Source organism: Levilactobacillus namurensis DSM 19117 (assembly GCF_001434785.1).
In the GTDB taxonomy this organism is placed as follows: Bacteria; Bacillota; Bacilli; order Lactobacillales; family Lactobacillaceae; genus Levilactobacillus; species Levilactobacillus namurensis.
Map to the genome: position 1 here is coordinate 48,983 of NZ_AZDT01000063.1, position 23,595 is coordinate 72,577.

Annotated in this window: 26 protein-coding genes and 1 tRNA gene; 10 read left to right on the forward strand and 17 right to left on the reverse strand. The window is 52.4% G+C overall.

All coding sequences use genetic code 11. The features are described from left to right. Positions 1 to 176 precede the first annotated feature (176 nt). On the forward strand, positions 177 to 1,010 hold the full coding sequence (locus tag FD30_RS09535; RefSeq protein ID WP_056944832.1) for an aminoglycoside 6-adenylyltransferase: 834 nt from the start codon (positions 177 to 179) through the stop codon (positions 1,008 to 1,010). Here FD30_RS09535 and brnQ read toward each other — a convergent pair. The 8 genes from brnQ to FD30_RS09575 all read right to left on the reverse strand — a co-directional run bounded on the left by brnQ (position 1,007) and on the right by FD30_RS09575 (position 8,036). Beyond that, positions 1,007 to 2,368, reverse strand: coding sequence for a branched-chain amino acid transport system II carrier protein (gene brnQ, locus FD30_RS09540; RefSeq protein WP_056944833.1), 1,362 nt, complete (start codon positions 2,366 to 2,368; stop codon positions 1,007 to 1,009). The genes FD30_RS09535 and brnQ overlap by 4 nt on opposite strands. A gap of 368 nt (positions 2,369 to 2,736) precedes the next feature. After that, on the reverse strand, positions 2,737 to 3,621 hold the full coding sequence (locus FD30_RS09545) for a hypothetical protein (protein WP_056944834.1): 885 nt from the start codon (positions 3,619 to 3,621) through the stop codon (positions 2,737 to 2,739). A 433-nt stretch (positions 3,622 to 4,054) separates the two neighbouring features. Continuing rightward, complete coding sequence (locus tag FD30_RS09550) at positions 4,055 to 4,951, reverse strand: SPFH domain-containing protein (RefSeq protein WP_382405011.1); 897 nt, start codon at positions 4,949 to 4,951, stop codon at positions 4,055 to 4,057. A 24-nt stretch (positions 4,952 to 4,975) separates the two neighbouring features. Beyond that, positions 4,976 to 5,173, reverse strand: coding sequence for a hypothetical protein (locus FD30_RS09555; protein ID WP_056944835.1), 198 nt, complete (start codon positions 5,171 to 5,173; stop codon positions 4,976 to 4,978). A gap of 103 nt (positions 5,174 to 5,276) precedes the next feature. Next, positions 5,277 to 5,819: a hypothetical protein gene (locus FD30_RS09560; RefSeq protein ID WP_056944836.1), complete on the reverse strand. Its 543-nt coding sequence runs from the start codon at positions 5,817 to 5,819 to the stop codon at positions 5,277 to 5,279. A 150-nt stretch (positions 5,820 to 5,969) separates the two neighbouring features. Then, positions 5,970 to 6,536 carry a DUF6933 domain-containing protein gene (locus FD30_RS09565; RefSeq protein ID WP_235803267.1) on the reverse strand — a complete coding sequence of 189 codons (567 nt, stop codon included), beginning with the start codon at positions 6,534 to 6,536 and terminating at the stop codon, positions 5,970 to 5,972. A gap of 80 nt (positions 6,537 to 6,616) precedes the next feature. After that, positions 6,617 to 7,708, reverse strand: coding sequence for a HigA family addiction module antitoxin (locus FD30_RS09570; RefSeq protein WP_056944838.1), 1,092 nt, complete (start codon positions 7,706 to 7,708; stop codon positions 6,617 to 6,619). After that, a complete protein-coding gene (locus FD30_RS09575; protein ID WP_056944906.1) occupies positions 7,698 to 8,036 on the reverse strand; it encodes a type II toxin-antitoxin system RelE/ParE family toxin in 339 nt (112 codons plus the stop codon). Before FD30_RS09575 ends, FD30_RS09570 begins: the two co-directional genes overlap by 11 nt. A 461-nt stretch (positions 8,037 to 8,497) precedes the next feature. Between FD30_RS09575 and FD30_RS09580 the strand changes: the two genes are divergently transcribed. After that, on the forward strand, positions 8,498 to 9,763 hold the full coding sequence (locus tag FD30_RS09580; RefSeq protein WP_056944839.1) for a DNA/RNA non-specific endonuclease: 1,266 nt from the start codon (positions 8,498 to 8,500) through the stop codon (positions 9,761 to 9,763). A 274-nt stretch (positions 9,764 to 10,037) separates the two neighbouring features. Here FD30_RS09580 and FD30_RS11895 read toward each other — a convergent pair whose 3' ends face one another. The 4 genes from FD30_RS11895 to FD30_RS09595 all read right to left on the reverse strand — a co-directional run bounded on the left by FD30_RS11895 (position 10,038) and on the right by FD30_RS09595 (position 12,191). Continuing rightward, complete coding sequence (locus FD30_RS11895) at positions 10,038 to 10,124, reverse strand: type I toxin-antitoxin system Fst family toxin (protein ID WP_147000031.1); 87 nt, start codon at positions 10,122 to 10,124, stop codon at positions 10,038 to 10,040. A gap of 220 nt (positions 10,125 to 10,344) precedes the next feature. Further along, positions 10,345 to 10,416 (reverse strand) — tRNA-Arg (locus tag FD30_RS09585). 55 nt (positions 10,417 to 10,471) lie between these two features. Further along, positions 10,472 to 11,818: a replication-associated recombination protein A gene (locus tag FD30_RS09590; protein ID WP_056944840.1), complete on the reverse strand. Its 1,347-nt coding sequence runs from the start codon at positions 11,816 to 11,818 to the stop codon at positions 10,472 to 10,474. 46 nt (positions 11,819 to 11,864) lie between these two features. Continuing rightward, on the reverse strand, positions 11,865 to 12,191 hold the full coding sequence (locus FD30_RS09595) for a hypothetical protein (RefSeq protein ID WP_056944841.1): 327 nt from the start codon (positions 12,189 to 12,191) through the stop codon (positions 11,865 to 11,867). A 136-nt stretch (positions 12,192 to 12,327) separates the two neighbouring features. On the opposite strand from FD30_RS09595, the gene FD30_RS09600 reads away from it, so the two are divergent. Further along, positions 12,328 to 12,783: a MarR family winged helix-turn-helix transcriptional regulator gene (locus FD30_RS09600; protein ID WP_056944842.1), complete on the forward strand. Its 456-nt coding sequence runs from the start codon at positions 12,328 to 12,330 to the stop codon at positions 12,781 to 12,783. Between the two features lie 43 nt (positions 12,784 to 12,826). After that, the gene (locus FD30_RS09605) at positions 12,827 to 13,474 is read left to right on the forward strand and encodes an NAD(P)H-hydrate epimerase (RefSeq protein ID WP_024747142.1); all 648 of its coding nucleotides are present in this window, start codon (positions 12,827 to 12,829) and stop codon (positions 13,472 to 13,474) included. A 68-nt stretch (positions 13,475 to 13,542) separates the two neighbouring features. Here the strand turns inward: FD30_RS09605 and FD30_RS09610 are convergent, their stop codons facing one another. Both FD30_RS09610 and FD30_RS09615 read right to left on the reverse strand, forming a co-directional pair. Continuing rightward, positions 13,543 to 13,950 (reverse strand): OsmC family protein, encoded by a 408-nt coding sequence (locus tag FD30_RS09610; protein ID WP_056944843.1) that lies wholly within the window; start codon positions 13,948 to 13,950, stop codon positions 13,543 to 13,545. Positions 13,951 to 13,962: 12 nt separating this feature from the next. After that, the gene (locus FD30_RS09615; RefSeq protein ID WP_056944844.1) at positions 13,963 to 14,403 is read right to left on the reverse strand and encodes an OsmC family protein; all 441 of its coding nucleotides are present in this window, start codon (positions 14,401 to 14,403) and stop codon (positions 13,963 to 13,965) included. Between the two features lie 142 nt (positions 14,404 to 14,545). Between FD30_RS09615 and FD30_RS09620 the strand changes: the two genes are divergently transcribed. From FD30_RS09620 to FD30_RS09630, 3 genes are all read left to right on the forward strand, one after another. After that, complete coding sequence (locus FD30_RS09620) at positions 14,546 to 14,986, forward strand: MarR family winged helix-turn-helix transcriptional regulator (RefSeq protein ID WP_056944845.1); 441 nt, start codon at positions 14,546 to 14,548, stop codon at positions 14,984 to 14,986. 115 nt (positions 14,987 to 15,101) lie between these two features. Continuing rightward, a complete protein-coding gene (locus FD30_RS09625; protein ID WP_056944846.1) occupies positions 15,102 to 15,653 on the forward strand; it encodes a M15 family metallopeptidase in 552 nt (183 codons plus the stop codon). A gap of 94 nt (positions 15,654 to 15,747) precedes the next feature. Next, entirely contained in the window at positions 15,748 to 16,686 is a 939-nt protein-coding gene (locus FD30_RS09630) for a DMT family transporter (protein ID WP_056944847.1), read from the forward strand. Between the two features lie 354 nt (positions 16,687 to 17,040). On the opposite strand, the gene FD30_RS09635 is transcribed toward FD30_RS09630, so the two are convergent. Next, the gene (locus FD30_RS09635) at positions 17,041 to 17,520 is read right to left on the reverse strand and encodes a cupin domain-containing protein (RefSeq protein WP_307724580.1); all 480 of its coding nucleotides are present in this window, start codon (positions 17,518 to 17,520) and stop codon (positions 17,041 to 17,043) included. Positions 17,521 to 17,567: 47 nt separating this feature from the next. Continuing rightward, the gene (locus FD30_RS09640; protein WP_056944848.1) at positions 17,568 to 18,194 is read right to left on the reverse strand and encodes an LVIS_2131 family protein; all 627 of its coding nucleotides are present in this window, start codon (positions 18,192 to 18,194) and stop codon (positions 17,568 to 17,570) included. Between the two features lie 226 nt (positions 18,195 to 18,420). On the opposite strand from FD30_RS09640, the gene FD30_RS09645 reads away from it, so the two are divergent. The 3 genes from FD30_RS09645 (at position 18,421) to FD30_RS11590 (ending at position 20,413) form a co-directional block, all read left to right on the forward strand. After that, positions 18,421 to 19,377, forward strand: coding sequence for a linear amide C-N hydrolase (locus FD30_RS09645; RefSeq protein ID WP_056944849.1), 957 nt, complete (start codon positions 18,421 to 18,423; stop codon positions 19,375 to 19,377). 159 nt (positions 19,378 to 19,536) lie between these two features. Further along, positions 19,537 to 20,016, forward strand: a complete 480-nt coding sequence (locus tag FD30_RS09650) for a C40 family peptidase (protein WP_056944850.1) — start codon at positions 19,537 to 19,539, stop codon at positions 20,014 to 20,016. 247 nt (positions 20,017 to 20,263) lie between these two features. Beyond that, the gene (locus FD30_RS11590) at positions 20,264 to 20,413 is read left to right on the forward strand and encodes a hypothetical protein (RefSeq protein WP_156652560.1); all 150 of its coding nucleotides are present in this window, start codon (positions 20,264 to 20,266) and stop codon (positions 20,411 to 20,413) included. 592 nt (positions 20,414 to 21,005) lie between these two features. Here FD30_RS11590 and FD30_RS09655 read toward each other — a convergent pair. Further along, the gene (locus FD30_RS09655; RefSeq protein ID WP_225426528.1) at positions 21,006 to 22,988 is read right to left on the reverse strand and encodes an alpha/beta hydrolase family protein; all 1,983 of its coding nucleotides are present in this window, start codon (positions 22,986 to 22,988) and stop codon (positions 21,006 to 21,008) included. Positions 22,989 to 23,595: the final 607 nt, after the last annotated feature.

Below are 23,595 nucleotides of genomic sequence, written 5' to 3' on the forward strand. Positions count from 1 at the left end.
ATTAGGCCCCCTACTCCCATTGTCTCAATAGCCCAACCTCTTAACATTTTTTCGAGACAAGTTCTCGCTATCAATTCGGACAAGTCATATAATGTTGATGGGTATCAACCTATTAGGGTGAATCATTTACCCCCATTGTTTAACTGCTTAGTTTAGAGAAATTGGAGTGATCTTTGATGTCTGAAATCTTAACTCATCTCATTAATTATGCCCAAAATCACACCTTCATCCAAGCCGTGGGCACCGAGGGGTCGGTCAACGATACCGCCACCGGTTCAGATAGCTGGCAGGATATCGACGTGACCTACTTTGTCGCCGACCCAACCGCGTTCGACTTCACCACGTGGGTCACCGAGTTCGGGCAACCCAGTATCTGCCAGCACACCGAACATAGCAATCTGTTCGGCACCCACTCGAACCAATGGCGCATCTTTTTGGTCCAGTTCGTGAACTCCACGCGCATCGACCTCAAGATTGCCCCCATGGCCGACCTGTCCCCCTACCTGAAAAATGACTCGCTCAACACCATCGTGTGGGCCCAGGATCCGGCGCTCACCTCCCGGCCAACCGATGACCACAGTCACCGGCAATTTGCCCCCACCCAAGCTGCGTTCAACGCCGTTCTAAACGAATTCTACTGGTGCGTGGGCAACGTGGCCAAGGGCTTGGCCCGTAAACAATTTCTCTACGCTAGTGAAATGAATGCGCAACACGTCCGGCCCCAACTGCTCCAAATGTTGGTCTGGACCGTTGCTTGTGACCACCCCGAGGGCTTTAATCCCGGAGTGTACGATAAATACTTAGAACCCGAACTCACCAAGGAAGTGCGGGTCCGCCTGCAGCAGACCTACCGGCAAGAAAATCTCAAGAAGCTCCGCCACAGTACGTTGATCGAAGCTGCCCTGATGATCTGGGCGCAACAACAGGTGATTCAAAAGACGAACCTGGCACTCCCCAGCTACTTAGCGACCCGGATGCGGCAACTAGACGACTGGATCAACCGACTCTAAGCCTCCTGCGTATTGCGCTCGACGACTAACCGCCAGTACCCCCAACCCAGGCCCAAGGCAAAGCCTACTAGGGTCGGCACCAACCAGCCTAAGCCCAGGCTCGCCAAGGGCACGTAGGTGTGGTAGAGGTGTAAGACCCGGGCGACCGGGCCCCAAGTGGTCACGACGGCTGGCGAGTTCGCCAACAGATCTAGGATGGCGGGCACCGCCGTGAAGGCAATCGTGGCCTTGTAGACCACTCCCGCGTAGGCCCATTTGGCCACCGTCAGGGAAACTAGGATCAACGCCAAGGACAACGGGTACAGCAGCATCAAGACCGGTAACGACCAGGCGATGATGTTATCCAACCCGGCGTTGGCCACCACGAACGAAGCCACCGTGGTGATCCGTAACCAGGTCAGGTAACTGACTTTCGGGAACAACTTATGGAAGTCCTGGGCAAACGAGGTCACCAGACCCAATGCCGTGGTGAAGACCCCCAACGTGACCAAGACGCCTAAGAACGCCGTCCCAAAGCGACTGAAGTAGTGGCCCACAATCTGGGATAACGCGACCCCACCATTAGCTGACAGCGTCAACTGCCCTAGACTAAAGGCGCCTAATAGCACCAACCCGAAGTACACTAAGACTTCGACCACGATGGCTAAGACCCCCGCCTTGGCGGTCACCTTAGTCAGTTCCCGGTCGTGGTACCCTAATCCCCGCACCGCGTGAACGAAGGTGACACTTAACGCCAACAGCGCCACGGCATCGATGGTGTTATAACCTTCCAACAACCCGCTGATGGTCGCACCACTCTGATAGGCTGCGGTCGGCGTGTGCGCCAAGCCACCCATGGGGTGCCAGAAAGCCACCACGAAGATGATGGCCAGTAATGCCAAGAAGCAGACGTTGAGGTACTTGCCGACCCATTTAATCAGACTGTTTTGATGGGTCGCAATCAGGTAAGCTAACCCGAAGAAGACTGCGGTAAACACCCACTGGCCCAACGTGGTCCATCGCTGAGGCAAGAACGGTTCGGCGGCCATCTGGTAAGCCGTCGCAGCAGTCCGGGGTGTCCCGAAGAACGGGCCGATGGTCAGGTGAACTAGGACCAAGAAGAAGGCCGCATAATGGCGCCCCACCGGCTTAGCCAGGTCATAGAGACCATCACTTTGGGTGACCACCACCGCTAGAATTGCCAGTAAGGGAAATAACGATCCCGACACGGCGAAGCCTAACGCTGCCGTGAACCAGTGCTGGCCGGCTAATTGCCCCAGGTGGACCGGAAAAATCAAGTTACCGGAACCAAAGAACATGCCGAAAATCAACGAACTCACCACTAATAATTGCCATCGCGTCTGTTTTGTCTGTTCCATCTTGATTCCTCCTTAAAATTAACCTCTAAACGTCAAAAAGAGCCCTTCTCCCATCAACGGGAAAAGGGCTCTCACTAGTTTCAGTAGAACGGTACCACCTTTTTGTGGCGTCCAACGACGTCACACTCATCACGGACCAACATCCGCTAGCCTGGTAATGGTGGCTGCCACGGTAACCTACAAATTCAGCACCGAACTCAGAAATGATTTTCGCACCGCCTAGATGGTCACTTCGCATTTCACGTGACTCACTGGGCATCGCCGGCAGCGCTACTTTTTTCTTCAACGTTTTTTTAAGTATTGGTTGCTATTATAAGCAGAGATTATGAGAAATGCAAGACCGTTTTTCATCGAAATCTCATTTTTAGTTATTTAATCGTTGCGTTTACCGTATAGGTCCGGTGATGCTTAGCTACCACCACCAGGGTAAACTTCTTATTGACCTTGTTGAGCTTCTTGACCTGTGCCTTACTCAACCGAATCGTGACCTTTCCCTTCTTGGTCAGGGTCAATCGCTTAACCACCTTGTGCTTTTGGTTCTTGATGACTACCCGGGCCCCTTTTGGGGCATGTTTGACCGTTAACTTCTTAGCGTTGCGGCGGTAGCGGCTTACCGTCAGTTTCTTGAATTTAACCGGCTTATCCGGCTTAGGTGCGGGGATTGGTGCTACCGGTTCAGGAACGATGTCTTCCGTAAACCGAACCAAGTCTTGCGCGTAATTATTGAAAGCTCCCGCCAAGTCATCCGCAAACAACGCCATCCCCTGCGCTTGGTCTTCCCAATCTTCATCACGATCGACCGCAATTAAATCACGTTTCAAAGTAGCGTTATCACTAGCCGAGAAGCGGTCTTGGAAGTAACGGTACAGAACTAAAATGCCTTGACGGTCCTGATTGAACTCAATATTAGTGTCTTCTAACCCTAATGAATAGCTGTAGTCTTCAAAGGTCCCCGTAAACGTCAAACTATCCCGGTCGCCATCCGCATAAGCGTCAATTCCCGCATCCCGAATATTGTTAATCGTCCCAATATCCATTCGGTCACGAATATAGTCACTACTAGTCCGCACAGCTTCACGCAAAATCTCAATATCAGAAGTAAACTGACTTTGAGAAATACTGGTTACTCCACTAGCTTGAGCCGTTACAATTGCCTCACGTTGCGTTACCATCCCTAATAAGGGTTCCGCAGAACTCCCCACCACCACTGCAACCGTTCCTACTAATAACCCACGTAAAATTCTCTTTTTCATCTTAACTCTCCCATATGTAATGATTATATATTATTGATACGAAAAATAGTTTATCAAATTTCCCCTCCGTTAGCGATAGCTTTATAGATGAATTAGCTACTTTCTCTTGACGTTAGTCTCTACAAACTCCGATTAAAAAATGGACAACCCTCGACTTTTGAAGGTTGTCCATTTAACTTCATAATATCGTACAGCGTCACACTTGAACCAATAATGACAAAACGTATGCACAATTTAGCGCTCGCATCAGCCGTGAGGGCGCACAGACAGGGCTCAGCCGTGAAATGATTCTTAGTTGGCGTTTCTCAGCCGACTTAGAATCAGGCCAATCTTCGAGACCGCTCTGTGGCTCGAAGTTGTGCCCACGGCGTTCCAGCCCTGTCTGGGCACCCGGTAAGGCGAAGGGCCATCACAGCCGCTGCCAGCCAACACTTTACTTAGCCGATTTCGTCGCCTTAAACGCCTCCGCAAAGGCTGGTACGGCGCCTAAACTGTCGATGGCGGTATTGGGCATGACCACCGTATTGGCGTCGCTGTTGGCCAGTTCCTTGAAGGCCGCGATGTTTTGCGAAATAAAGTAGTTCTGCGAAGACACACTCAACGCCGCGTTCAGCTTTCCGATTCGGTAAGCATCCGCATCCGCTTCGGTATGGATCGCCGTTGCCTTGGCCGTCGCCGAATTCACCAGCGCCGTGTTTTGGGCCTGGTTGGTGGCTAACAGGGCCTGGTTATTGGCCTCGTTCTCCAGTGTGATCGACTTACTCTTCCCTTGGGCGGTCGCAATCGCCGCGTCCCGTTCCCGGGTGGCCTTCAAGAGCTTGTTCATCGAGTCCTGGATATCCCGCGACGGGTTAACGGAGTCGATGTTAACCCGGTCCACGTTGAGCCCGTATCCCGCCGTGACGTCCGATAGCCCCGCGAACAAGGCCCGGTTGATCTCTTCGGTCCCGTTCAGAACCTCGTTTAATTCCTTATTCCCGATAATGCCCCGCAAGGACGCCCGGGTATCCTGGGTCATACTACGTACCGAATCCTCGTTCTTAAACACGAAGTCTTCGATATTGGTCACGTGGTATTTCAGCGAAATCTTCACGGAAATCTCCGCGTTATCCTTGGTAATCACCACTTGTTCGTCCAAGTCGACCGGCGTCTGGGCCGTGCTGACCCGAATCACGTGCGAAATAAACGGCGCAATCAGGTGAATCCCCGGCGTTAACGTCTTGTTGTACTTCCCTAAGGTGATCACCACGCCCCGGTCAGGCTGCGTAATAATCTTCACCGATAACAGTAAGCCCAAAATAATAATTAGTAGGATTAGTAATCCTAACATAGCTCCCCACATCTGAATCCCCTCCTAATCAGCAGTCACAACGCGGACGGTCAAGCCGTGCTGGTCCGCGTGAATCACTTCCACGACATCCCCCACCCGTAAGTCTTGAGTGGCATTCAGGTGGTACAGGATGCCGTAAAAGGTCGCCCCGACGCTTAAATCGGTGGCGGATATGGTAAATTGACGGCCAATCAGCCGCTGGTCTAAGTAATCGCCCTGCATGGTTGGGCCCCCCTATCTGTCTTGTCGTCGCGTTGTTCCGCTACTAATGATGATAGAACAGTTAGAAAACCAATACCAGCCCTTTTCACTGAAAATCGGTCGTTCAGCGTTCATCCAAGACGCTTAATCGAACCAGCATTTTGCGAACCCGCTGGCCGGCCTGATCATGATTGATCCGCTTTAAAAGCTGTGCCTGCGAGACTTTTAAGACCGTATAGTCACCGTTCGAGTGAACGATAAAGCTATGGTAGGTCACCTGCCGACCGCTCAGTGTAAACCAGTTGGGCTCTAAATTCTTGTGACTGGCCTGGATGTGCTGGTCCGGCCACACCGAATACCGCGTGGTCCCTTGAACCCGGTCTAGCTGAACCTGCCAGCCCCGTTTGACATTAGAAGCTTCCTGCCACCGTTGAATCTTGGAGTAGTGGATCCCGTAATAGATGACGCTGGCATACTTGAGTTTAGGATTCTTGGTTAATGCCGCAGCGGTCAATGGCGTCACGGTCTGCTTGGGCCGGGACGGCTTGACCTTCGCCGTTCGGGTCGTGGTGTTCGCGAGGTGCTGTTGCGAGACCAGGAAGACGCCGGCCAGTAAGACCACCACCGCCGTTAGGACCACTAAAAGATAACTGAATGATTTTTTCACAGCTAAACCTTCTATCACATGGGATTGATTGTCTTTCAGATTACCACTTTTAAGCCCCAGGCGACGCTGATTTAAGCCGTATTCGCCAGAAAGTTGCCAAATTAAAACCGGAGCGGCCCCGCTGAGCTACTCCGGTAAACTTTTCAAACGCTACTCACGCCAACGAAACCGACTCGGTGCCAAATCCGTTGCGATGGTGGCGACCTGGTGGCGCGGTAATTGCCGCCCCAACGGCGGTGTCTGGGCTACCAGTAACGCCATTTCTAACGGCGACGTAATCCCCTGCTGCCACAGGAAATCCACGTACATCCCCTGTTCACTTAACCGCCGCACTTGTCGGTGGTCGCTGGGGGCCATGATCTGCCACGCCCCCGCGGCTTGCCGGTAAGTCGCCAAGTCCGCTGCTGGTAGACCGTACTGGGGCCACTGCTGGGCCAGCTGATCCCAGAATTGGTCGGCCAACCGGGGCTGGTCGGTGGCGGTGGCGTTCAATACCACGCACAACGCACTGGCATCGTGGTTCAAGAGGACGAAGCGCTGGCGTTGCACCTGTAGGGCTGTGGCGTGCCAAGAAAAAGTCGGGTTCGCCAATGCCGCTTGCTTGGCCTGCGCGGGTTCACGTACATTAGGATAGTCGCGAAAGAGGTCACGGCCTTTTTGGAGGACATTTAGATACACGATTGGGACTCCTTTGATCTGACTTCGTTCAGGACGCATGATGGCTAGGGGCCATCGTTACATCCAGTCTAGTGATATGATTAGCCGCATTGTATCGATCATCTAATCATCGTATTAACTTAATCGCCTCCGTTAACGTTTATCTTATATTTAGTCTTTAACGCGTTTAAAGCTCTATAATCTACAGTTCCATCTGATTGTAGTCTTCCCAAAACGATCCCCGGCAAAATTCCTAGTTTGGCCGCAAATTGTTTTATCGCAATAGCCGAATAATCTCCCCTAGCTTTGAATTCTTTATAACTTTTACTTGGAATAAAAAATTCAGAAGCGAAAGCATTTGCCTTATTCTCTTTTTCCTCGTACTGTTCTCTATCATCATAACTAGAATAAAAATCTTCGTCATAAATATGTCCTAATTCATGGATTAGTGAAAACCAAAATATATCCGAAGCTTTATTTCTATCTGTAATCATCAGTAAGACACTACCATTTTTAAATTTCTTGGTTGCACCATTTAATCTTGCCCCCGTCATTTGAGGTAAAGCCTCTAACACAATCCCGCAATCTAGCAAAGTATCTTTCAACTTCTGATAAAAACTCTCTGGAGCTTCTAAATTCATTTTTTTTATATTGGGAAGTGCCTTTTGGAGTTTAGATTTACTGTACTTATTCGTTGTGATGTTTCTAGCATTATTGGTAGCCAACTCCAGCATAACATTTGATAAAACTATTGATTTTTCATCCTTTGCTACTCTAGAACGACGATAACTAACTGCTGAATTAAACTCGGTTAATTGAGTTAAATCGGATAGCTTCAATAAAGTTCTGAGTTTTTGAATCTTCTCATTAGCCGAATATCTTTTGTCTTTCAAAAAATGATTATCTTTTAAATATTTAATATCAATTAAATCACATACATGCCGTTCATCCGTATTTTTGGCATTCTTAATTTCAGCAACTTTCGCATCATAGTTTGCCTGCAAGTTTATCCACGTTTGTAACGATATACCAGTGAGCTTGGCTAATTTATTTGCTGTAACAGCACTGATACCATCCTCACCACTAATTAGTTTACTAATTGTTTTCGGCGAGAGATCTAAGCGTTTGGCAAACTCAGCCTGGGTAATGTTCAAGTCCTCTACAATTTCTTCAACATAGGATCCCGGATGAAAAGCAATTAAGTCCTTGTATTCAACTTCCTTACTCATAATGTTTACTTACCTCCGTAACCTGAATAATTTCGATGGACTTTGAATTCGAAAACACCATCTCCTGAGGATAATCGTCAAATCTAACAAGTAATCTACACGAGCCCCTTCTGCCATCAATGTCTATCGCATACAGCCCATTTAGCTTCCCTTTAAGCGCGTGAAAATGAAGCACTGGATTATTAAGAATGGATTCAAGATTATCTGCAGCGTCTAAAAAGTTAACTATTTTCAATAGCTTCTTAGCAACTTTTTCCGAAAAATCTCTTTTAGCCTGACTTAACTCAGTGCACTGCTTTTTTACAGTTCCATTCTTATAAACAACGTCCATGCCATCCTCCGTCATTCTGAAATTACCTTTTAGGTAATATAAGGATAGACGGTTACCCCATTTAAGTCAACTTTCATGGTTCTCAATACTCAAATTCGCTAATAATTTTAAACAGTTTGTGGAAAGAGCCAACCCAAATCTATAATGTTCTTCCAGGTCCGCGACTATCGTAAGTAGTTGCGGGCTTTTTGGAATGTCGGTCATTTAGACGAGGGCGCCAGCGGTTGCCTAATTGTGCATTCAAGTCTGTCTCGTCAATGCGCAAATCAGACACTAAGCCGCAGTCCCAAATTAATACCGCATCAATTCCGTTGCTTGCCGATTAAATTTCGCCCTCAATTTCTTTCATTCTAGAATTTCTGGTATGCTTAATGACGTGATCAACCAACTTTAGTGGTCGTGTTTCATCTCCAAGTTAGCTGACCTATCCAAATACTAGTATTCCTGAGGAGGAAATTTTCATGTCATCATTCATCGGGGGACTCAGTCTGCTCATTGCCATGATTCTCGGCATTCTCTGGGTGACCAACAAAGTCCGCCACCGTAACCCGCACCACCAAGGACGCAACGCCCTGATTGCCTTAGTGCTTGCGTTCATCTTCATCGGCATCGGGGGGAGTGGCGACGATTCAACCACTAAGACGCACTCGGACCAGGCCAACATGGCCAACTCGTCCAGCAAGTCCGCCACCAGCGCCACTAAACACGCGGCCGCTTCCCACAAAACCGCTAAGCACCCCGCCACTAAGTCCACCGCGACCGCAACATCCCAGACCACCACGTCTCGGAATAGTCAGGTGCTCAAAAAACTGGTCAGTTATACTAACCAGGAATCAGCGGGACCAACTCAAAACTATTACTGGAAACTGGGCAAGGCCCACACCACCGGCTTCAAGAACCTGAAGGCTGGCAATTACCATTTTGCCAGTGATTCTCAAGGCCGGGCCGGCACCGCCCGCGCCGTTTTAACCTACGGCGAATACGCCAACTCCCGGGGCTCCCGGCAAGGTAGTCCGCTAGAACCTAGCGGCTGGCCCACCGAAAATCCCAAAGTCGCCATCAGTTACGTCTTCACCGGTCGGACCTACCACGGCTACCTCTATAACCGGAGCCACTCCATCGGTGATAGCCTACTAGGCGCCAAGTCCTACACCTCGGCTAACAACTTCACCACCGGTACCCGGCCCCAAAACGTCGGAGCAGACCAGGATGGTGGCATGCGCTACGCCGAAGAAACCGCGGAAGACTACTGGAAAGCTAACCCCAACACCAGTGATACCATCAAGTACCAAACCACGCCCCTCTACTACCGCAGTGAAACCATCCCCCGCGGCTCCATCGTGGACATCAAGTCGTCGGATGGCCAGCTCAACACGGCAGTCGCTGTGATCAATTCGGCGGAGGGCATCAAGCTCAACTACACCACCGGTAGTAACAACGCCAAGCCCATCACCTCAGCTAGCCGGCAATCCAGCCACACCACTAATGCTAGTTCCAGCAACGCCAGTGCGAACAGCACCAGCCATCAAACACGGACCACGACCCACTCTGCCACGCAATCCGGCCAGTGGCACGTGGCCGCATCCGGCATGGTCTACGTCTCCGACAGCGACAAGTACTATTCACAGGTGACCAATCCGGGCAACTACACGTACGAATCGGAGTCCAAGGCTCAATCCAGCGGCGCCACCCGGGCATCTCGCGGGAATCAGTACGCCCGGCCTTAACGCCTGAGGTCTCTGTCATATCAACGATTACATTGTTAATTATCGTTAGTGTCATCATCAAATATGACATGGACGATAAAAAGCCAGTAGTGTTTGTTTTCACGTCCATATATGTATCATAAACGTGTATCCATTTTCCATTCATGCTATAATAACCTTGCGAAGAAAGATGTAGCATTGCTACACCAAAGGCCCCGACTATGGGTGTAGTCGGGGCCTTTTTTATACGTTTATATCACTAAACGGGTGGGTTAGGGTGTTGCCTATTAGAATTTTACTTGTGGCGTCTACGATCTAACCAGTCCGTAAACAAGGTTACTAAGAGTCCAACCGCAAGCGGGGCGAAAAAAGATGTGAACATTACTACACCTCCTCACTATTGCTAGTGCAGGTAGGCAACCGTTTAATTATGAGTGAACATCTCCCAACTTACAACTAGTCATCCACTAACTAATCCGTAGAACGAAACAGGCCACTCAAAAGAGCTAGATAACCACCATTGAACAGACTTTTCTCACAAAAAAAGCGCCAGCTCTAACTGGCGTCATCTCAACGTTTATCGCTCATTATCGCAATTTAAATGCGCCCCCCGAGAGTCGAACTCGGATCATAAGGACCGAAATCTTATGTGCTATCCATTACACTAAGGGCGCCTTTCACTCTCTAGTTTAACGCAAAACCAGGGTGAATGGTGAATAATTTATCCGTTTATTTATCGGCGGATTTCGACGGCCCCGGTGCTGGATGGTCCCGATGCCACTGCCGCACGTAGTCCAGCCGCTTCTTGAAGAGGTTCTCGCGACCTTCATCCGTGGGGTGATAGTAAGTGTGGCCCACCAACGCGTCCGGCATGGTCTGCATGGTGGTCAACTTATCCTGCGTATCGTGGGCGTACTGGTAATGCTTCCCGTAGTCAAGGTCCTTCATCAGCTTAGTCGGCGCGTTGCGTAATTGCAGCGGAACCGGCTCATCGCGACTATCCTTAACGTCCTTAGCCGCCCCCTGCCAAGCCTTATAGATGGCGTTAGACTTGGGGGCCAGAGCCAAGTAGGTCACGGCTTCCGTCAAGTGGACGTTGCATTCCGGCATCCCCAAGAACTGACAGGCCTGAAAGACGTTCACGGCCACATTCAACGCATTGGTGTCCGCTAACCCAACGTCCTCACTGGCAAAACGCACCAGGCGCCGAGCAATGTACAGCGGATCCTCGCCGCCTTCCAGCATCCGCGCCAACCAATAGATTGCCGCATCGGCGTCACTATTACGCATCGACTTGTGCAACGCCGAGATGATGTTGTAGTGTTCCTCCCCCGTTTTGTCGTAGAGGACGAACTTCTGGCTGATCAACTGCTTGAGGTCCTTCATCGTCACCTTGACCTGGTCGCCCTGCTTATCGCCGTTAAGCACCGCCATCTCCAGCGTGTTCAACGCCGTCCGGGCATCCCCGTTGGCGAACTCCGCGATGGCCCGCAAGGTATCGGGTTCTAAGGTCACCTGGGTCTGGGGAAACCCGTTGGGACTGGCAATCGCGTTGGTCAACAACTGTTCAATGTCGTCGGTGGTCAGAGCCTTTAAGACGAAGACCTTACACCGCGACAACAACGCCGAGTTGATCTCAAACGAGGGGTTCTCGGTAGTCGCCCCAATCAGGGTGATGCTGCCGCGTTCCACGTAAGGCAGAAAGGCGTCTTGCTGGGCCTTGTTGAAACGGTGGATTTCGTCCACGAAGACCAGCGTCCGTTCCCCCATTTCCCGGTCAGCTTCGGCTTGCCGCATGATCTTTTTGATCTGACTGATTGAACTGTCCACGGCACTGAAGCGCAGGAAGCTGGCCTGACTCTGGTGGGCAATGATTTCCGCCAGCGTGGTTTTCCCAACACCCGGTGGCCCCCAGAAGATCATCGAGGAGATCTGGTCATTTTCAATCAGCTCCCGCAAAATCTTTCCGGCGCCTAGCAGGTGGGTCTGGCCCACGAACTCGTCCAAGGTCCGCGGCCGAACCCGACTGGCCAAGGGCTCCTGCTGGGGGTTCCTAAACAACGATTCCTGTTCCATCCGGAAACACCCCTTCCTGAAGTCATGTCAAAACGAGTACAGCCCCCTAGCGCGACCCCGCAGCCTCGATGGCTTGGTCTTGTAGGTACTGCTGGGTCTGGTCGGCACTTTGCCGAAAATCTTCGATCAGTGACTGTCCCTGTGGTTTGATCGTGGCGGTCTGATGCCCCAGAATGTCGGTCACGATTAAGTCGTTCCCCTGCCAGCTCGCAGTATCGTAGTGGCCGTCTTCAATCTGGTCTAAGAACGCCTGAAAGGTATCCAAGACGGCCTGCTGGATGATGGCATCTTCTGAGCGATCATCGCCCATTTTCTTCAATTGTAGTTGGCGCATGGCGACTTCGTCCATATCGGTTGGAATTTGAATAAACACGTTGGTGCCCCCTAAAGTTTGTTTTACAATTATTCTATCACTTCCGACTTCCGAAACCTATGAGACGAATCATTATCCTTCCCGCCCATCTGGTGTAAACTAGGAGATGAGCATAACGCTTCAAGGAGGGGCTACGATGGAAGACTATATTCTCGACTTTACCACCAACTTAGCAATCCTCCACCGCCAATTTCAGCGCGACATGAACCAGATTCTGGAGGCTGACCAGGTACCCATCAACATCACCGAGTTCTATCTCCTGGTGTTGGTATCCGAGGCCAGCCCCATCAATCAGCGAATGGCCGCGCGCACGCTTGCGGTGGATGAGGGGTTGATGACCCGGATGGTCCGCCACCTGGTCCACCTCTCCCTACTGGTCAAGACGGATGACCCCGCCGAAAGGCGCAATAAGCAACTGGCCCTGACCACTAAAGGCAAACAGCTGGTTACCCGGGCCATCGAGGTCCTGCACCACTGGTGGCAACACGTGACGCCGAATGATGCACCCGTTGACTTTCAAACCTTGACCGAGCAGCTCCAACAACTGTCGGTGCAAGTCTTAAACTTCGATCACCCGTTCGATGATCTGTAAGGCAACTACCGATTCAAGATTTAGATTCAAGGAGGGAATTCTCATGAGTAAAGCCATTACGATTGCCCAAGCCCAACGCTACGACGCCCACACCATCAACGACATCGGCATCCCGTCCATGGTCTTAATGGAACGCGCCGCCCTCGCGACTTTCAACAACCTCTTAAATGACGACTACGACCTGACCCGCGTCGTGGTCGTCGCAGCTACCGGGAACAACGGTGGTGACGGCATCGCGGTCGCGCGCCTCTTAAAGATTCGTGGCATTAACGTGTCCATCTACCTGTTGGGGAACCCTGACAAGGCCTCCGAGCAGACCCAGCAACAATTAAAGATTGCCCGTTACTACCAGATTCCGTTCACCACGGAACTCAATGACGTGATCAACGCGACCACCATCATCGACGCCATCTTCGGCGTGGGCTTGAGTCGCGAGGTCACCGGTGATTTTGCGGCGGCCATCAACGCGATCAACGCCACGGACGCCAGCACCGTTGCCATCGACGTCCCATCGGGGATCAACGCCGATACCGGCGCGACTCTAGGCGTGGCAGTGGTCGCCGATTCGACCACGACCATGGCCTACAACAAGATCGGTCTCTTGACGGTCAACGGCAAGCACCACGCCGGAACCGTCCACATCGCCGACATTGGAGTCTACGCTCAGGACCACGTCGAATCCATTAAATAATCGTTCTAACGACCAAAAAACAAGTAAGCGACCGCCCATCATCAGTGGTGATTGCTTACTTGTTTTGTCTAATGCTTAATCGTAACCGCAGTTCGTTTAATTGGCACCGTGTTCGTCAAGTTGTCCATTACTGGGCAGGTTCCTTCAGCAAATTCAACAAAATCGGTACAAGCTTTTTTGTTCTCAGACGTGTCGAAGTGAACGCCCACCTTGATTTCGCTCAACCCCTGCATCGGAGCTTCTTGAAGTCCCTCCAAAGTGAGATAGAAGCTACGGTAAGTGAACTTCTGTTTTCTATAGAAAGACCCCATCACAATGGATTCACAACCACCTAGCGCCTCCAAAATCGCCTCGTAAGCGTTAGCCACCTGTGTCGAATTTGGTGCCAACTCTAGCGAGAAATCACGCACACTTGCCTGATACCGATCCGACGTCGCTGAGCCCGTAACTTTAACCTTATAAGTATCAATTGACATCACTATTGCCCCCTAAACTACTTCAACTTTATCAACGCTAACCTTTACGCCGTGACGCAACATCTGCGCCATCGGGCAAGCCGCTTCAACCCGGTCGGCAAACGCTTCACATTCGGCCTGGGTGGCCTGAGTCTCAAAATCCAGGGCCAAGCGAATCTCCTGGAAGCCATTCCGGACATTCGGATCCTTCCCCGTAAACCCAGCTGGGTCCAAATCACCTTCTAGGTTGACCGTCATTTTCTGGTAGCTGAAGGTCTGATCTGCTGCTAGTCGCGCTGCCGTTTCCTGCAATGATGTTCCCAGCGAGCACAGTTCCATCTCAACCGGGTTCATCCCCGTATTTGTTCCCCCACCGCTCTTGGGTTCATCCAATCTCTCGTGGATTCCTCGCGTATGGACATCAACTTGTAATCCTTTAGCCATCTTTCTAGCTGAAGCATGATATCTTCTCATTAGATTAACTTCCTTTAACCCGTATTTTATAAGCGCTTACATTTATATTATACAATGATTGCTTGCAAAATCAATAGTTAGCTAACTATCTATACGGCTAGTCCATGTTATAATTGATTAAAAACTAAAGTAGGTGATTTAAATGGCAACACCACAATTCGACTTAGCCAGTTGCATGATGTTTATCACCACCCGCAGCAGCAAGCTGTTTTCCACTAAGTTCAATCAAGCACTGACACCAACCGGACTTGCCAAAAGCGCCTGGATGGCTCTGTACTATATTCAACAGCAACCCCGAATCAATCAACACGATTTAGCAGAAATGGTTGGGATTACCGGCCCCAGTATGGTCAAAATCGTTGGTCAATTAAGCCAAGATGCTCTAATCACCATCACGCCCAGCCAACGCGACAAGCGCGAACGATTACTTGAGCTCACCGACACCGGACGTCGCCGCTTAACTAGTAGTCTACCGATTGCCGACGCCTTTCAGGATACCGTAACCCAGAACATTCCCCAAAAGGACTTAGATACCGTCGCCCGAGTCATGGCACAAATGGTCAAAAACGCCCAGAACATGTAGACACTACCTATTAATTTTCTGCGTGAGTGGCATAACTTTATTCAAGTAGTGCCTCGATTGTCTTTCTGCTGTCCTCCCGGTATACTGGAAGCACTTACACACAGGAGGGATTCCCATGCATGACCAGACTGGCTTCACCAACATTCAGACGCTGGACCCCAGCATCATCGTGGACCTGCGTTACGCGACCACTCACAACTTCACTCACCAAGTGATCTATGACTTCACCACGGCGATTGCCCGTACCGGGACCGCCGAGAAACTGGCTCGGGCCAGCGCTGCCCTACGAACCCAAGGTTACCGCCTCAAGGTCTGGGACGCTTACCGGCCGGTGACCGCTCAAAAGCGGCTCTTTGACGTCTACCCCGATCCCAGCTTCGTGGCCCCACCCAACCCGAACTTCTCCCATCAAAAGGGCGTGACCTTCGACCTGACCCTGTGTGACCAGGCCGGCCGCGAACTCGAGATGCAAAGCGCCTTCGACGACTTCTCCGAACGGGCCCACCGCACGTTCCCCCGGACGCCCACCCAGGAAGCCCACTACCAGTTGCTCGATCAAGCCATGACCCAGGCCGGGTTCGTGGGCTACGACAATGAATGGTGGGACTACCGTGACGCCGACATGGACGCCTATCAGCCCTTGGCCGCCGATCCCAACGACTTCTAAGTCCGACCACTTAAACAAGTGAGCTAATTTGTCCCGTCTCCGGACCATTAGGTGTTTACTTAAGAGTAAACCCACATGGGAAGGAGACGTTTTTGTGTTTGCCATACTCATCGGGGTCGCCATCGGTATCGGCCTCCCCATCCAAACTAGTGTTAATTCCCGGTTACGCCGGGCCGTGGGGACCCCATTCTTGGCGTCCCTGATTTCCTTTACCATCGGCACGCTTTTCCTGGCTGGGACCACGCTAATCGTCGACCACCACCTCCTCTTTAGCCCCCAGCTCTTTCAGACCCAGCCCGCCTGGCTCTGGATTGGCGGTATCTTCGGCGTCCTGTACCTGACCGCCAACATCCTGCTCTTCCCTAAACTAGGAAGCGTCCAGACCGTGATTCTGCCAGTCTTCGGCCAGATTCTGATGGGCCTTCTGATCGACAACTACGGCTGGTTCCACGCTAAGGTCAGCCCATTGACACCGATTCGGCTGGTGGGCGCGTTACTGGTCCTAGTTGGCGTTATCACCACGGTCGCCGTAGGGGCCTGGTTCCTGACCCGGAAGACTTACGATCGGACCACGGTTCCCGGCAACGGGTTATGGCCTTGGCGCCTACTAGGGGTGCTAGTCGGCATGCTGAGCGCCGCCCAATCCGCCATCAACGGCCACCTAGGGAAAGTCTTAGCCTCGTCATTGAACGCCGCCTTCGTATCCTTTTTGGTGGGTACCCTAGCCCTATTGCTCTTAAACTTAGGCTTGCGGTCGCCCCTACAACTGCGCCATCCCCAGGGGCAGACTAACCCCTGGTGGATGTGGCTGGGCGGCATCATCGGCGCCCTGTACGTGCTGGGAAACGTCTACTTAGTTCCCGTCGTCGGCACGGGGTTGACCGTGGTCATCGTCCTGGTCGGCCTAATGACCGGGAGCCTCTTGATCGACCACTTTGGCTGGTTGGGCAGTCCCCGTAACCCAATCACCCCGGTTCAAATTCTGGGTCTCATCATCATGATTACAGGCGTGGCCTTGATTCACCTGGCTTAAGGTACTTGGTGCTAGTCATCACCAATCCAGATCTATTGAATCAAATCAACGATTGTCGTATACTCAAGTATATAAAAAGTGACGACCGTTGCGCCGGCCGCCACAAGTTCGCAAGCCTAGTGCGGTATTATTGGGGGACTACTTCTTTGCGGAAGTAGTCTTTTTAATTATCCTATACGCTTTGGCAAAGTTGACCATCGCCAAGGATAATACGTAGACCGCCACCCCCCACCTTAAACACCAAAAAACTTCCGCCCACTCCAGGACAATTTCCCTGGTTGGGCGGAAGTTTTCAGTTCTCGCGAATTTATTGACCATGACTAATAACGGTGACTTGAATTCCCATCGTCAGCCCTAATCGATAGTATCTAGTGCCAAGCGGTCAATGACCGTTGGCAGCTTAGGATACTTACGGTGTAGCTGGTTCTTAGTGAATAGCTCAAAATCATCATAATGAAAACCTGGGGCCACCACACAACTAACTAAACCAAAGCTGTCCGGGGCCGTGACTTCCGAAGCGAAGATGGTCTCGCGGGGGACCCGGAACTGGGGGACCTCCCCCGCTGCTAGGTTCAACCCCAACTTGACCGTTGAATACTGGCCATTGGGCGCGATACAGTGAATCGTCAGGGGTGCCCCATCGTGAAAGAACCAGAGCTCATCGTGGTTCAACCGGTGAAAGTGCGACGGATTGCCCGCCGTCAACAAGAACAGAATGGCCGTGTACCGGTACCGTTGACCGTGACTCTCCAAGGCGAAGTACCGGTCCTCACTATGCGCCGTCTCCTTGAACCAGCCCCCCCTCCGGATGAGGTTCGAGGCCGAGCTGGTCAATGTAGTCTGCTTGACTAGTCATCCGTTGCATCCCCCTTTACCATTGGTTACTTCTGGACCATAAACGAGTGATCCGGAATCCGAATCAACGTGAACCGGTTCGCTAACCGTCCCGCGTGAAGGCCAATGCCGTTCACCCAGTTCTTCTTGTAGGTGGTCTCAATCACACCGACCCAGGCCTTCTGGTGGCGCTGGTCGTACTTAGCGACCGCCTTGCGGTTCCAGTGGTAGGCCGATGCCGGCAGATTGATGGGATGCTTCCCCGCGGAAACGGTGGCGGACATACTGTCGACCTGGTACCGTTCCCCTTCCGTCAGGTACGTGTAGCGCTGAATCGGCTTCTGTCCCTGACCGTTCCGGACTTCAACGTAGTAGGACGAGCCGTTGCCGACTCCCGTACTCAAGACCAAGGGGTCGTACCGCGTGGTCTGATTGACCCGACTGCCCAGCTGGTTGACGTTCTGGAAGAAGGTGGTGTAACTCATCCCCCCGAAGAACAGCAGCCAAACCACTAGTTCCACCGTGGAAATGGTAAAGTTCCGCCAGGAAAAGCTCCGTCCCTCCTTAACGATTAAATGAATCCGCCGCACGCGCATGTCGTGCGTCATCCAGATTAAGGTGACCAAGACTAATAACCATAAGGCCATCCCAACTAAGTTCCAAGTTGATTTCATGTCGTCCGTTCCCTTCCAAATCTTACCCCCGTGGGGACTTCTTATTTATCTTTTAGCTTACGAGATTCAGCGTCTGAATACAAGCACCAGTCGCGACAAATTCCGTTATACTAGAGGTATTGGTAACCTGAAGCGCGACTTTTGCTAGCCACGTTTAGTTTACAACGCAACGCACACCGTTGCGTCATCAATGCTTCGAAAAACTACCTATAAGGAGGTCTTCCGTGTGTGTACTAGTTTAACCTACACCACCGCATCACACCACCATTTATTTGCCCGGACCATGGACTTTCCCACCACCACGCCCTGGCGGCCCGTCTTCTTGCCCCGTCAGTACCACTGGCAAACGGCGCTGGGCGCCGATCGTAAGACCCGCTACGCCCTCTTAGGCGGGGGCCGCATCGCCGCCGATCGGCCCGCTTACCTGATGGCTGACGGCGTTAACGAGACCGGCATCAGCTGTGCCGAACTCTACTTACCCGGAGCCGTGACCTACGCTGATCAGCCCGTCGCCGGTCAGATCAACCTGACCCCGCAGGACTTCATCAACTGGGTCTTGGGTGAACACGCCACACTGGAGGCCGTGATTGCCGACCTCCCGCGGGTGACCCTGGTGAACCGCCGGTGGGGCAACGACCCCTACGTCTACCCCTTCCACTGGATCCTCAGTGACCGCCAGGGGCAAACGCTGGTGATCGAACCCACCGACTTGACCTTACACGCCCAACTAAATCCCAGCGGCGTCCTGACCAACACCCCCACCCTCGACCGGCATCTCCAAAACCTTAACCAGTTCCTTCAGGTCCCCGGCGACCAGTTCACGGCGGCCACGGTTCAGGCGGCCAGTACATACCTTAGAAGCGGTCAGCCCCTACCAGTTGGCCCGGTCCCCACTAAACGGTTCGTGCACATGGCGATTGCCCGCTGGGGAACTCCCCAACTGGCGACGACCCGTGACGCCATCCCCCAAATTTTTAGCTGGTTGGCCGACGTTGCGCTGCCGTTCGACCCCCAACGACGGTTCGAAACCAACCATAATTACACCCATTATCGTGGAATTATTGATTTCGACACCCTGACTTATTATTTCAAGCCCCGAACTACACACCGCTTGCAACAAATCACCCTAACGCCAGAAATGGCGGCCCGCCGGCATTTTCCCCGAGCCTATCCCGCTAATTAGCGCATTATTTTACAGACTTATCCATGACTTTAATTGGATTGATAATGGTTTGAGACACTTCTGTAACAACTCCCTGATAGTATTAAACACATCGATTACGAGTTATTAAAAATAAGTTGTTTAAATACGAGCTAAAAAATAAGGAGTTTGTTTACTTTTATGAAGAAGTCGTTAGTTAAAATCGTTATGTCCCTAGTCGCTATCGTTGCATTTGCCTTCATCGGCACGCAACTGAACCAAACCGAAGCCCAAGCTGCTTCCAAGATGTCCTACAGCAAGATCCACAAGGTCGCTAAGGCACAATTAGGTAAGCCTTACGGTTGGGGCTCCACTGGTCCTTCCCGCTTCGACTGCTCCGGCTTTACTAGCTACGTCTTCAAGAAGGGTGCCGGCAAGAAGATTCCCCGGACCGCACAAGCCCAATACAACAAGTACAAGCACGTTAGCTACAAGCACATCAAGAAGGGTGACTTGGTCTTCTTCGGTGGTAGCAAGCGTTCCATCTCCCACGTTGGGTTATACGTCGGTAACGGTAAGATGATCGATTCCCAAAACCGTGGTGTGGTTACGGAAGCCGTTCACGCCCCTTGGTGGCATGCGGTAGGTTACGCCCGCGTTGGTAACGTGGTCGCTGACTAAGTTCCCACTTTAACTCTAAAATCAAACAACTTGGACCCCTCCCACCATCGGCGTGCGGAGGGGTTTTGTGTGTCTAACGCTAAAACGCCCGGTTAATCAGGAGATTTCTGCAATCGATTGTATTCTTTCACCAGCTTACTTTCGGGGTGAAAACGGGTGATTTTCTTTCAAAAAATCGTTTGGCTTTCTCGCTGGTTCTGCTATGATAGGGAACCGAAAAGAATTCAAGATAGTCGAGGTAACCATCATGCTTGCAAAACTCACCCGCTCCATTGTGGCCATTTCCGTTCAATCCATCGTTAGCTTTCTGGCCACCGGCCTCACCCTAGCCGTTGGCATCGTCGGCGCCGGCATCGTCATTTCCGTCATCTACCAAGCCTTACTGACGCAGTTCTAAGTTCCGACAGTGGCGTACCCTTCCGCCTTAAGTCTAAATTGGCGAAAGAATCCGGCCCCGGCAGCCGCTAGGGCCGTGACGCCCGTGGGCACGATTTCAAGCCTCACCCAACCCGTGAGTCTTGAAACTCGGCCTTGGCCTAAGCCGAGAAAAACCACTCGGCTAACGCCAATTTCACCGGCTGAGCCCTAGCGACTACCAGTGCCTGACATCGTTAAAAACCCGCAACACCGCCCTCAATTTCACCCTCCCATCGTGAGCCGTGAGGGCGCCCAGACAGGGCTCAGCCGTGAAATTTTCCTTGGTGAGCGTCTTCCAGCTCGCCTAGGAAAAGGCCCAGCTTCGAGACCGCTCTGTGGCTCGAAGTGGTGCCCACGGCGTTCCAGCCCTGTCTGGGCGTCCGGTAAGGCGGAAGCCACCCTCAATATTAGCTTCACAATCAATCCTATGTTGCCGAAATTAAACCGTCATCGATTCTCAGTCGATGACGGTCTTTTTTACGCCAAAAAGCGGCCATGACCGGGAAAACTTCCCAGTCGTGACCGCGCGTTAGTTTTCTGAGGAGATACTGCTAACTCCGTAAAAATGACGGTTAATTTTGTGGCGCATCTTTTTGAACCGTAGGATGGGCCGTAAACCAGGCGTCCATGTCCGCGATTCGTTGTAGCCGTAAGCTAGGCAAGCCATCTCGGGAGACGCCGTGGAAGCTTTGCGGGTAACGAATGAAGTCCGCATCGACTCCCGCACGGCGAACCGCCGTGAAGTATTCTTCGGACTGACTGATGGGGCACCGCATATCCCATTCACCGTGTAACAACCGCACCGGCGTCGTGACCTGTGGCGCGTAGGCCAGCGGTGATTGTCGCCAGTAAGCCGCGACCCCACCCTCATCGAAGAGGTCGAGGCCCAGTTCGACGGGGTTGAACCGGAATCCAATGTCGCTGGTCCCGAAGAGACTAATCCAGTTGGTGACCGACCGTTGCGAGACCGCCGCTGCGAAGCGGTGGGTGTGACCAATCGTCCACAACGTCATGAAGCCACCGTACGACCCGCCGGCGATGTATTGCCGGTCAGGGTCCAGTTCAGTAAAGTGCTCCAGCGCATAATCTAGCCCACTCATCACGTCCGTGTAGTCTCCCTCGCCATAATGGCCGTTGACCGCATTTTCAAAATCCTGGCCGTAGCTGGTCGACCCCCGGGGATTCACGAAGACCACCCCGTAACCCAAGCTGGCATGGACCTGGAATTCGTAGAAGAACGTCTCACCATAGTTCGCGTGCGGCCCCCCGTGCACGTACAACAGGACTGGCGTCCGAGGTGCTTGGGTCTGGGCGGGTAGATACCACCCTTCTAAAGCTTGCCCGTCACCAGCCTGATAGTCGAAATGTCGGGGCTGCGCAAAATGGTGGTTGCGTTCATACGCCGCATTGGGATCGTACACGACCCGTTCCTGCTGATCATCCAGCGTGACGGTGACCAACGCACTGGGTAAGGTCTGCCGGGACACGGCTAAGACCACCTTGTTCGCGGCGACCACATCAAAGTCCACGATCTGTTGGGCTGTGTCGTTGACCAGGTGCAATCCCGCCGCGTTCCCCACGTACAGTTGACTGTGGGCGTGGAAGGCGGCCACGACCGCGACCCGATCGTTATCCAACCACCGAACCAACTTACCGCCGACCTGCTGGGTGAAGTCCCCCGCAAAGTCGGGAACCAGATCCGCCGCCAACTCGGCCGTGCAGTTGGTCAAGCGACCGGTCGCCCGGTCCGCTAAGTACAAGTTGGAAATGGTTTGACTGCCATACTGGCCGTCGTGCCCCACCAGCGCCACGGTCTGACCGTTCGGTGCCAGCGTCGCATCGGCGAACTGACCGGCTGGTAGGCTGGCCGTTAAATGGCTGGTCTGGCCGGTGGTGACGTCCAGGCAATACGCCCCGTGCGCAAAGTCCCGGTCGTTATCCGGTTGGTCGTCTTGGAGGTAGGTCACCAGATGTCCATCGGCACTCACGGAGGTCAGGTCGAAGTCGTACGGCGTCTGGAAGAGTTCTTCCAAGGCCCCACTAGTGGGCAGGTACCGCCGTAAGCGATACGTGACTTTCTCGGGCAACCACCCGTAGCCATCGGCCTTATTGATCAACCGGCCCACGTGCCGGGTCACCGGGAACTTCTCCGTGTTCGGTAACTTAGGCTTCTCCGTTGTGGCCGTGGTCTTGAAATAAATGCTGTGGCCATCCGCCGCGGCTAACACTGTTTTGACCGCTTCGCCGGGAGTGGCTACGCAGCTGGGCGTGCCTCCCGTAAGCGGTACTTGGTACAACTGGGCCACTTGGTCCGGTAATTTGGCCGCAAAAAAAACCGTCGTTGCCGTGACTGCTGGTTGAACGTTTTGTTCACCCACCGTGGCCACGACCCGCTGATGGCCCTGATCATCGACACTGTTTAGTTGCGCCCGATAGCCATTGCTGGCCTCATCGACGCGATTCTCTACAAAGTAATAGGAACCACCCGCCGCATTCGGCTGAGAGAGGGACTTTAATCGAAATAAATCTCGTGCACTGACGCCCGTTGTTACCATTCGCATCGCTTCCCTTTACATTTTCTCATTGTTTTCTCACAAAAGTGATTATCCCTATCCTAGCCGTTCCCCGTAAGCCTGTCAATTCTTAGCCGTTCTTCAAGCTATCACCAGTATGAGTCATTCGCCATTCGCCTTACCGGTCGGCCAGACAGGGCTGGAACGCCGTGGGCGCCACTTCGAGCCACAGAGCGGTCTCGAAGCTGGGCCTTTTCCTAGGCGAGCTGAAAGACGCTCACCAAGGAAAATTTCACGGCTGAGCCCTGTCTGACCGACCTCTCGGCTGACACTAGCCGTTGAATTGGACCTCGTGTGCCAAAAACACGATCACTAACGTTAGGCCCCAACAGCCGATAGGGCCCAGCCGGTGAAATTAGCGTTAGGCCAGCGGTTTTCTGGCCTTAGGCTAAGGCCGAGCTTTGAGATTCGCGGGTTTAGCGAAGCTCAAAGTCGTGCCCACTGGCGTCACGGCCCTGCCAATCGGCTGTTGGGGCCGTCTGGACCCGCGACTATCTGGGGGCCCGGTAAGGCGTCCACCCCACACCTCAGTATTTCCCAATTATTCCCCGTTATCCATAACTTTCGGAATGAATCTAGCACCACGCTC